Below are 7,384 nucleotides of genomic sequence, written 5' to 3'. Positions count from 1 at the left end.
GCCAAGGCCTGATCAAAGAGGTCTTGGCTTTGCTTGGTTAGCCGACAGAGACTTTGCCGTCCAAAAGCGGCACTGTATTGGCGCCTTGAGGCATGACAATATAGCGGGGAGCGTCGCTGGCGCAGCGTTCTTTGGCGATGGCCAGGGCTTCTTCGATGGTGCTGACCGGAATCATGTTGGCTTTTTTCACTAACTCCGCGTTTTGCGGCAGCGTCACCATGACAAAGGTGGCTATGTCGCCGCATTCCATTTCCTTGAGGACCACCCAGCCGGGGATGCCAAAATTCTTGCGCAAAGCGGCCTCCATTTCTTGGCGGCTGCCGTATTTGAACCAGTCGCTGAATTCCGGCGGCTCGTAAATATCAGGGCATTCGCTTAAAAGAATAACCACGCCGCCGCGTTTGACCGCATAATAAGCGTTGTCCATAGTTTTGCCGGTTTGGTACAAATTGATGTCCTTGGGAAAACCGCCGGCAGTAGTGATGACGATATCGCCTTTTTCCGGGATATCCACACCGTAAATTTCGTCAACTAGTTTGGTTCCTTTCTGCCAGGCGGAGACCCAGTTGCCCGCAAAGATGCCTGCAAAGTCGCCTTTGGGCGTAGGCACGACGTTGAGAATGAAGTCGGGCTTGACGAAGGCGGCAATTTCCATCATATCCTCATGGCATTCGTTGCCTTCGGTGCGGCCGGAGAATGCGTTGGGGTTGGAGCCGGCAGCGCCGCCGGAAGCCAGCGCCCACAGATGGTTCTGGCGAATAGTCTTAATGGAGCTGCAGCCGGGGAGGATGCTTTTGCGGCCGCCGCCGTAGCCCACCATATAGTGGTAGATGATGCCGCCCGTGAGAATGACCCGGTCCGCTTCTGCCACCAGGCGGTTGACGGAAACTTCGGTGCCCCGGCTGGTTTTGCCGAGATACACCATATTCGCCTCGTCCCAGGCGTCATGGTTGAGGACGCGCACGCGGTGGCAGACGGTTTCGCCGCAGAGAGTGACAAATTCGCTTGCCGTATTTTGCCGGTGGCCGCCGACGACAATAAGGACGGTAATGTTTTCATCCGGCACGCCGGCCAGATTCAATTCATCCAGCAAAAGGGGCAGGACCTGGTCCATATTCTGCCAGGCGCGGGTAATATCGCTTACGGTGATGACGACAGTTTCTCCCGGACGAACCAGTTCGCGCAGAGGCGGGCTGTCGATGGGATGGGCCAGGGCCTGGCGTATGGCGCTGGAGACATCTTCGATCGGCGGATACTCGCGTCCTAAGACCTCGCAGGCTACCTGTTCGCTGGGCAGGGAAAAAGCAAGTTCTCCTTTGCCGTACTTGAGGGAAAAGGATTTTTGACTCATAATAAAGGCCTCCTTTTTGGGAAAATAAACGAAAATAATACAGCCAGTCTTCTCTCTGCATTTGTAAAAATCCTGCCTTTTAAAAGGAATAAATACTGGAAGAAGAACAGTATAAAAACGAATGAAACCTCAGTGAGGGAGTTAGACAAAGAAACGGTGCTTGTTTTTTACAGTTGACAGACTGTTTGACAATATGCTATTATTTGCAAAACCTATAAAACACAGCGCTGATCAGAAACCTGAAGGCCTGAACATCTTGTAAAAGAGATGCTCAGGCCTTTTTCTTTTTGGCAGTGGAAGGAGTGGTAGTCATGCAAAAAGTAGAGAGAGTAAAAGCGGCTCTCGGCGGTTTCCCTGTAGACCGGCCGCCGGTATCCTTATGGAAGCATTTTCCCGCCGCGGATCGGGATCCGCTGCAACTGGCGCAGGCGCATGTGTCATTTCAGGAGAAATTTGATTTAGACTTCATCAAACTGACGCCGTACGACTCTTATCCGGTGCATGACTGGGGCTGCGAAATTCGTTTTTTTGACACCCCTACCGAAGTAGCGGTTCTGCGGCGTCCGGCGATAACGCAAAGCAGCGACTGGTTAAAGATCAAGGCCGTGGATGCAACGAAAGGCGCCTGGGGGCGCCAGGTGCTGACTACGCGCTGCGCCGTAACCTTGGCAAAGGATGATGTTCCGGTGGTACCGACGGTGTACAGTCCGCTGACCGTGGCCCGTAAGCTGGCCGGGGACCGGGTGGCGCGCGATCTGCGGGAGTATCCGCGCTTAGTGCACCAGGCGTTGGAGGCCATTACGGAAACGACGCTTGCTTTTGTAAAAGAAACACTTCGCGCCGGAGCGGCAGGCATTTTTTTTGCTACAGCCTGCGCCACACACGATTTTCTGAGCCAGGCGGAATATGAAGCCTTTGGGCGCCGTTACGATTTGCAGGTTTTGGCCGCAGCAGAAGAAGGCTGGTTCAACACGCTGCACATCCATGGCCGCAAAATTTTCTTTGATGAATTTCTCGATTATCCGGTGCAGGCGCTGAACTGGCATGACTGCCACGAATATCCGCCACTGCGCCGAGCCAGAGCCTTAACCGATAAATGCATTTTGGGAGGCTTGGACGAGGAGGGAGCGATTTCCTACGGCTCGCCGAGCGAAGTGATGGAAGAGGTTGCTTATTTCCTTAGTGAAACTGATCTGCGTGGCATCATGGTAGGTCCTGGGTGCGTGACTATTCCTAACCCGCCGGACAATAACATAGTCACGGCGCGGCTGGTTGTGGAACGGTATGCGCAAAAAGACCTGTGGAAATACCTTTCTTTTGATTCTGCGGCTTTGTAAAAGCAGCTTGCCAACGAAGCGAAGCCGGGGATTGGACAGAAGTTGCAAGGAGAATCGAAGGGAGCCACAGAGGAGAGGAATGCATTTTCAATATAGCATACCCCGCAACCCTCCTTGGGCCTCATTTTACTTTTGTTCAAAAACCGCTCTTCGCGTTTTTCCTACGGGTCCTCTCGTTTCTCCTAGCTTGGCGTTTTCTCTCAAATGCTTTAAAATGGAAAGTATTAGAAAGAAAATACAAGGAGGAGATGGGATGATACAAAGATCATGGCGTATTTTAAGCATTCTTTTGTTGGTGACCTGGCTGCTGCCAGCAGCTTTGGCGGGTGCGGAGGAGCGCAAGGATGAATGGAAGGACAATAGCTTTAATTTTAAGACCTTGAAGATGGTGGTAGTGAAAACCGAATTTGGCCCGGATGCGGCTGTAGATGATATGAAACGCTTGGTATTGAGCGGCAAAGTCAATGGGCAGTTTTCTGTTAATGAGCGTTTTGCTAAGGCGGGAATTGCTTTCTTAAGCTATCCTGACGTAGTGAACAAGGTAGGCGTAAATAATAGTGAAAACATGCTGGAATTGGAGAAGACGGACCCGGCTCGTTACAGCCAACTGGTGCAGGACGGAATTGGTTTTTACGCCCAAGGGCTGCTGCAGGTTCGTTTTACCGTATATAAAGATACGGTTCAACACATACCGGCTTATGTGGAAACCTACACTACGACGGAGCGCGTTTGCCGCAAGCGAACCTTTACAGGGCCGGACGGCAGGCAGGCAACAACCGAAGAATGGGTTGATATTCCGGTGACTAAGTTTCGCGAAGTTCCCGCTCATGATGAAATAACGGCCCATACGGCGGTGGAATTGACGTTGCTGGAGCCTAAGACGAATCGGACTTTATGGAAGATGGTGGACAGCCGCGACGCTATGGGCAAAGATAAGGACGGCATGGTAGACCGGACCTTGAAGCGCGCGGCGGAACGGTTGGAAGCACTGAAAAACGGCTGATCTTTGGGGATAATTGCTTATATTAAGAAAAAATAATGAACACTGTCGCTGAATATGCTAAAATAGAAAAAACAGCAATTAATGCAAAAGTTCGACGAAGCTGAATTTTGCCAGGGTTACGCGCTAACGCTAAGGATATTTCCTTGTGGTAGGTGTGCCCTGGCTTTTTTTATAAGAAGCCGATGCGGTCCTTACCTCTCACGGCAAAGAAAAGTCTTCTGTGGTTCACATCCCCTCGGTTTTGCTAAAAAGGCGCTTAGAAAGGGTGGTGCAAGATGAACTTGCGAAATCGGATGATTTTGACCATTTTCTTCCCGGTTATGGCAATTCTAGTTGTGCTCTCAGGGGTTGCTTATTGGCAGGCCAGCACCATGCTGCGGGAAGAGATCAAACTGGAAATGGAAGCCATGGCGGCGCACCGCAGTGCGGAAGTAAATACGCTGGTCGTTGGCAAGATGGATCAAATGCAGGCGCTTGTTAACACCTGGAGCGTTGCTTTGCCGAATGACAACGAGCTGCGAGGCGTGCTTACTCAGTTGACGAAAAACACTTCTGGCGTACAGGATGTGTTTGTGGCGTTTCCTGACAAACGTTTTATTGATGGTACCGGCTGGATACCGCCAGCGGATTATGATCCTACAGGGCGCGGCTGGTATACGGAGGCCGCTAACTCCCAGAAGGTAGTGATGTCCAAGGTTTATATGGACGCCATTACCAAGAAGCCCATTGTGAGCTTGTCGATGGCCATCCGGCAACAGGGAAAAGTGGCGGCTGTAGTGGGGATGGATTTATCGCTGCAACAAATTAATGACGCCGTGCTCGGCATCAAAATCCGGGATACGGGCTACGCCTACCTGCTCAATCAGGAAGGGTATTTCGTAGCTCATAAGACGTTGAAGCTAGAAGATAACATTATGCAAATCGAAAATGGAAGCTTAGCTGCAGGGGGGAAAGTATTTTTAAGCGGGAAGCCTTCCTTTAGCGAGTATGTCTTTGGCGGCGTGGAACGGTTTTTAGCCTCCATGCCTGTAGGAGACAGCGGCTGGGTGATTGTTTTGGGCGTTCCTAAAGATGAAGTATTTGCCAACGTAAATCGCTTAGCGATGACGATGCTTGGCATAGGCGTGCTTTCGCTGGTGCTTTTGTTGGCCATCGTTTTCTTCATCGCCCGCTCCGTGGCCAATCCGGTGGCGGAAGTGGCGGCGGCGGCCAAGCAGGTGGCCGAAGGCGATTTGCACATGACCCTGGAGCCTACAGACCGCAAAGATGAAATTGGCATTTTGCACAGCAGCTTCGAAGCTATGACGAAAGGGCTGCGGCAGATGGTCGGACAAACGCTGCAGTCGGCGGAACAGCTGGCGGCTTCGTCGGAAGAGCTGACCGCCAGCGCTGGTCAGTCTGCGGAAGCGGCGCAGCATGTGGCGCAGTCGGCCGTTGCCATTACCGAAGGCGCCGGACGGCAGAGCGCTGCTGTGACCGAAGCGGCTAAAGTGGTGGAATCCATGTCGCGGAAGATGGAAGAAGTTGCGTCTGTTGCCAGTGCAGTAGCGGCGGCGGCCAATGAAACGACGAAAACCACCGTAGAAGGGCAAAAAGGCTTGGCTTCGGCTATTGAAAGCATGCAAGCGATCGGTACCGGAGCTGAGCAGGTGGGCGGAGCCATTCAGGCTCTTGATGCCAGTTCGCAGCACATTTCGGAAATGGTTGCCATGATCACGGCCATTGCCGGTCAGACCAATCTTTTGGCCCTTAACGCCGCCATTGAAGCGGCACGGGCGGGCGAGCACGGCCGGGGCTTCGCCGTAGTGGCGGATGAAGTCCGCAAGCTGGCGGAGCAGTCAGAAACAGCCGCCAGGGAAATTACTAATTTGATCGCGGAGAACAACGGCAATATCCGGCAAACCGTTGACGTGATGGGCGTGCAGAAGACCCGCGTCGGCGAAGGCGTGGACCGCGTGAATGAAGCGGGGCGGCAGTTTGCGGAAATTGCTCGTTTAGTGGAAGATCTGTCCAAGAAGATTATGGGCATTACCACGGTAGCGGAAGCGGTTGTAGCAGACAGCCGCAATACCGTTCGCTCGGTGGAAGAAGTGAAGACCATTTCCGTAACCGTTGCGGGCGAGGCGGAAAGCGTTTCCGCGGCCACGGAAGAGCAAGCGGCTTCTATGCAGGAAATCGCCTCGGCCAGCCAGACGCTGGCGCACTTAGCGCAGGATTTGCAGGCTTTGGTAGGAAAATTCCGGATGTAAAGCTAGCTTTGGCGGCAACGGCAAAGTCTTCTTAGACCAATAAGCAACGAAGTGCATGGGCTCCGGCTGCAGACTTGCGTTTGTGGCCGGGGCTTTTTGGATTTTATCGCACGAAACAAAAAACAACGTTATTTCGAGGTTTTATTGCTTTTGTGTAAAAAGTGCAAAGAATGCATTGCGTTTTGGAACGAAAATGGTATAATTGTCCTATCTCCAGTGGACAAAATGAAAAGAAATTCGATCAAGCAACACGGTTTGCGAGGCAATGTAGCCAAAGCAAATTCGCGTTGCTTTTTTGCATTTTGTCCTTAATTTCAAGGCAAATGTCTGCAGGAGAGCAGGCGGTGAAGGAGGCGGCTATGAAATTACGGTCAAAAATGATGCTGGCAATTTGTATCCCGGTGATGGTGGTGCTGGTTCTGTTGAGTGGAGTGGCATACTGGCAGGCGAGCCGCGCCTTAAGCGAAGAAATTCGGATGGAAATGAGCCAGGCGTCCGCCCGCTATGCGGAAGCGGTGCAAACCATTCTGTCGACGAAGCAGGAAACCGTAGGCTCTTTGGCAGCCGCGTGGAGTGTAAGCCTTCCGGCGGATGAAGAAATTTTACGAACCGTAACCTATTTAACCAAGAATACTCCAGGGGCGCAGGATATTTATGTGGCCTTTCCCAGCAAAAAATTTATTGACGGCACAGGCTGGGTGCCGCCGGCGGATTATGATCCGGCGACAAGGGATTGGTTTAAAGACGCTCTTTCCAGCAATGGAGTTGTGTTTTCCAAAGTCTATGTTGATGCGATCACCAAAAAGCCGGTTATCAGTCTTTCCGCAGCCATACGGCAGAATGGGACGCCCATTGCGGTGCTGGGGATGGATTTATCGTTAGATGCGATTGGGCAAATGACGCAAGGCGTGCGTATGAGAGATTCCGGGCAGGCCTTTATTTTAAATCGCGAGGGATTTTACGTAGCTCATCCTTCGTTGACTTTGAAGGATAACGTACTAACGATGGAAAATGGAAGGTTGAAGGAAGCAGGAGCTGCCTTTTTGAGTGGCCGTTCCAGTTTCCAAGAGCTTTCTTTCAACGGAGAGGATCGCTTTTTTGCATCGAGCCCCGTAGGCAGCAGCGGCTGGGCCTTAGTGCTGGAGGTGCCTTCTGCCGAGGTATATCAGCCGGTTCGCTATTTAGGCTTATGGATGGCGGGCTTGAGTGTGGCAGCCATTCTTTTACTTGGTTTTGTCTTAATGAACGTGGCAGGAGCTATTGCCAAGCCCGTAGCCTTAGTAGCGGCAGCGGCGCAAAAAGTTGCTTCCGGCGAGTTGCAGCTTCAGTTTGAGGCTAGCGAACGCGCCGACGAAATTGGCATATTAAACAACAGCTTTTTGGCGATGGTTGCCAGTTTGCGGAAGCTGGTCGGAGAGACGGTTCGTTCGGCGGAAAAACTGGC

5 protein-coding genes are annotated in these 7,384 nt (G+C 52.1%); 4 read left to right on the top strand and 1 reads right to left on the bottom strand.

Translation table 11 applies throughout. The features are described 5' to 3' along the window. Positions 1 to 37: 37 nt before the first annotated feature. A complete protein-coding gene (gene larA / locus PHF27_RS12225; protein WP_300070479.1) occupies positions 38 to 1,351 on the bottom strand; it encodes a nickel-dependent lactate racemase in 1,314 nt (437 codons plus the stop codon). 311 nt (positions 1,352 to 1,662) lie between these two features. Between larA and PHF27_RS12220 the strand changes: the two genes are divergently transcribed. The 4 genes from PHF27_RS12220 to PHF27_RS12205 form a co-directional block, all read left to right on the top strand. Next, on the top strand, positions 1,663 to 2,688 hold the full coding sequence (locus PHF27_RS12220) for a uroporphyrinogen decarboxylase family protein (RefSeq protein WP_300070476.1): 1,026 nt from the start codon (positions 1,663 to 1,665) through the stop codon (positions 2,686 to 2,688). A 253-nt stretch (positions 2,689 to 2,941) separates the two neighbouring features. After that, positions 2,942 to 3,691, top strand: a complete 750-nt coding sequence (locus PHF27_RS12215) for a hypothetical protein (protein WP_300070473.1) — start codon at positions 2,942 to 2,944, stop codon at positions 3,689 to 3,691. A 275-nt stretch (positions 3,692 to 3,966) separates the two neighbouring features. After that, a complete protein-coding gene (locus tag PHF27_RS12210; RefSeq protein WP_300070470.1) occupies positions 3,967 to 5,940 on the top strand; it encodes a methyl-accepting chemotaxis protein in 1,974 nt (657 codons plus the stop codon). Between the two features lie 359 nt (positions 5,941 to 6,299). Continuing rightward, the coding region (locus tag PHF27_RS12205) for a cache and HAMP domain-containing protein (RefSeq protein WP_300070467.1) at positions 6,300 to 7,384 on the top strand (1,085 nt) is incomplete at its 3' end.

It is taken from the genome of Anaeromusa sp. (assembly GCF_028691475.1).
In the GTDB taxonomy this organism is placed as follows: domain Bacteria; phylum Bacillota; class Negativicutes; order Anaeromusales; family Anaeromusaceae; genus Anaeromusa.
The sequence above is the reverse complement of the archived record's forward strand: the minus strand, read 5'-3'. Positions and strand labels throughout refer to the sequence as shown.

What these genes read in the sequence shown, in the direction of transcription:
- PHF27_RS12210 (WP_300070470.1), top strand. Translation starts at nt 3,967, where the DNA reads ATGAACTTGCGAAATCGGATGATTTTGACCATTTTCTTCCCGGTTATG.
- PHF27_RS12215 (WP_300070473.1), top strand. Translation starts at nt 2,942, where the DNA reads ATGATACAAAGATCATGGCGTATTTTAAGCATTCTTTTGTTGGTGACC.
- PHF27_RS12220 (WP_300070476.1), top strand. Translation starts at nt 1,663, where the DNA reads ATGCAAAAAGTAGAGAGAGTAAAAGCGGCTCTCGGCGGTTTCCCTGTA.
- larA (WP_300070479.1), bottom strand. Translation starts at nt 1,351, where the DNA reads ATGAGTCAAAAATCCTTTTCCCTCAAGTACGGCAAAGGAGAACTTGCT.